This window comes from Leisingera sp. F5 (genome assembly GCF_001593695.1).
The window spans coordinates 1-2295 of record NZ_LUKH01000480.1; the positions used below are offsets into that span (position 1 = coordinate 1).

Sequence of the window (2295 nt, forward strand, 5' to 3'; positions counted from 1 at the left end):
CCAGAAACCAGGCATCCGCCTGCCCTGTCCACTCCGGCAGCGACACGCGCGCGTCGCCGGTAATCACCTCCAGCTGCAGGCTGCCCAGATCACAGCTGCCAGTGCCTTGCCATTTCTCCAGAAACCGCTCTGCCCAAGGGGCCACCGCGGGGAAGGCCTCCAGCGCCTTGGCCATGTCGGCGGGCGCCACGGGAAAGGCCTCGAAACTGGTGAATTGCAATGGCCCTGCCTGCCCTGCCGCCTCCCAGGCGCGCCAGGCGGCCAGCATGTTCAACCCGGTTCCAAACCCCAGTTCGGCAATCTGAAAACCCGGGGCAAAGCGTGCAGGCAGGCCGTTACCGGCCAGAAAGACATGCTCTGTCTCCGCCAGCCCGTCCTGGATTGAGAAATAGGGGTCATCAAACTGATCCGACACCGGCACGGTGCCATCGCGCCAGCTGAGGCGGGCCTGCTGGTCTGCCATGCTATAATCCCCTAAGTGGTTGTCCAGAACGGCGCGACACTGGCGAAAGGATCCCCGAATGGCAATGGCAGATGTAACGGTGCACGGGGCTGGCATATTCGGCCTGTCAATCGCCTGGATCTGCGCGCGGCGCGGCGCGCGTGTACAGATCGCGGACCTGTTCGGAGCCGGCGCCGGTTCCAGCGGCGGTCTTGTCGGCGCGCTGGCCCCGCATGTGCCGGAAAACTGGAACCCCAAGAAACAATTTCAGCTCGAAAGCCTGCTGATGGCCGGAAGCTTCTGGGCCGAGGTCGAGGCCACTGGCGGCGTCTCCCCCGGCTATGGCCGCACCGGGCGGCTGCAGCCCATCAATGACGCGCGTACTCTGGAGCTTGCCCGCCAGCGCGAAGCGACCGCCCGCGATCTGTGGAAAGACGCAGCTGAATGGGCCGTCTGCAAGGCGGACAGCCTCGGCCCCTGGGTGCCGCCCAGTGCGACGGGCTATGTCATCCGCGACACCCTCAGCGCCCGGATGCACCCCCGCCGCGCTTGTGCGGCGCTGGTCTCTGCCCTGGCTGTGATGGGGGTCGAGGTGCAGCCGGAGGCCGCCGATCAGGGCAAGGTGGTTCATGCCAAAGGCTACGCGGGCCTGTTGGAGCTGAACAAGGCATTCGGCAAAACTGTGGGCGGTGGTGTCAAGGGCCAAGCCGCGCTCCTGCGCTTTCACGAGGGCGCTGTACCGCAGCTTTTTGCCGACAGTCTGCATATCATTCCGCACGCCGACGGCACCCTGGCCATCGGCTCCACCAGCGAGCGCGAATTCGAGGATGGCAAGAGCACGGACGCGCAGCTTGACGATATCGTCGAGCGCGCCCGCACCGCGGTGCCGGTGCTGCACGGAGCCGAAGTGATCGAACGCTGGGCCGGCGTGCGTCCCCGTGCCAAATCCCGCGCCCCGATGCTGGGCGCCTGGCCTGGCCGCGACGGCCATTTCATCGCCAACGGCGGTTTCAAGATCGGTTTTGGCATGGCCCCCAAAGCGGCCCATGTGATGGCGGACCTGCTGCTGGAGGATGCGGACAGCATCCCCGAAGGGTTCCGGGTGGAAGACAACCTTTGATCCCCGCACCCTTGAGGCGGCTAAGGGCGCCTTGCAATCGAATGCGCGCTTCGAAAAGCAGGGTTCCGCCCGTTTGCGCCTGAATTGATCTCCCGGATCAATGCCAGGACGGCCCGCACCTCTTCAACGCTTCTCAGCGGAAACCTTGCGCCGCGAAGCGGCGCCACGCCCAAGCCCCTAATCTGCCCGGCAAGGGCAGCTTGGGGCGCGGGAGCCCCCCGTTTCAGCCTCTGGGCACTGCTACTGCGCTCATGCACTGCTGCCCGTCCGGGCCGCGCACCCACAGGTCCTGGCCATTGCAGCACAGGGATGCAGTCTCGAAATGCATCAGCGGCGAGGACGCGCGGAAGGAAAATTCCGCCAGCGGCCCCATCAGCTCTTCCGCCAGCAGCAGCAGATGCTGCGCCAGCAGCGGCCCGTGAACAACCAGCCCCGCGTAGCCCTCTGTTTTGCGGGCATATTCCAGGTCATAGTGGATCCTGTGCCCGTTGAAAGTCAGCGCAGAATACCGGAACAGAAGGGTCGAGCTGAACGAGACCTGCCGCATCTCTGTCTCATCGGTGCGGGCCGCAGGCGGCACCGGCTTGGGTGACGCCGGATCCGGGTCTTCGCGGTAAACCAGATCATGCCATTCCGTCAGGCACAGCGCCCCCTGCTGGCGGATCTCATGCTTCAGCGTAACCAGCCCCAACGGCCCGGTGCGGCCCGTTTTTTTCTCTGACTTTTCCAGAAC

The 2295-nt window shown here is 65.3% G+C and carries 2 protein-coding genes and 1 pseudogene; 1 reads left to right on the top strand and 2 read right to left on the bottom strand.

Annotated features, from left to right (window positions below; genetic code table 11):
* Nucleotides 1-463 (bottom strand): tRNA (5-methylaminomethyl-2-thiouridine)(34)-methyltransferase MnmD (gene mnmD, locus A2I95_RS32180; protein WP_291736372.1); only part of this gene is annotated, 463 nt, incomplete at its 3' end.
* 58 nt (nucleotides 464-521) lie between these two features.
* On the opposite strand from mnmD, the gene A2I95_RS32185 reads away from it, so the two are divergent.
* Nucleotides 522-1562 (top strand): FAD-binding oxidoreductase, encoded by a 1041-nt coding sequence (locus A2I95_RS32185; protein ID WP_291736375.1) that lies wholly within the window; start codon nucleotides 522-524, stop codon nucleotides 1560-1562.
* A 223-nt stretch (nucleotides 1563-1785) separates the two neighbouring features.
* On the opposite strand, the pseudogene A2I95_RS32190 reads toward A2I95_RS32185, so the two are convergent.
* Nucleotides 1786-2295, bottom strand: a pseudogene (locus A2I95_RS32190) (acyl dehydratase); the annotation flags it as partial.

What these genes read in the sequence shown, in the direction of transcription:
- A2I95_RS32185 (WP_291736375.1), top strand. Translation starts at nt 522, where the DNA reads ATGGCAATGGCAGATGTAACGGTGCACGGGGCTGGCATATTCGGCCTG.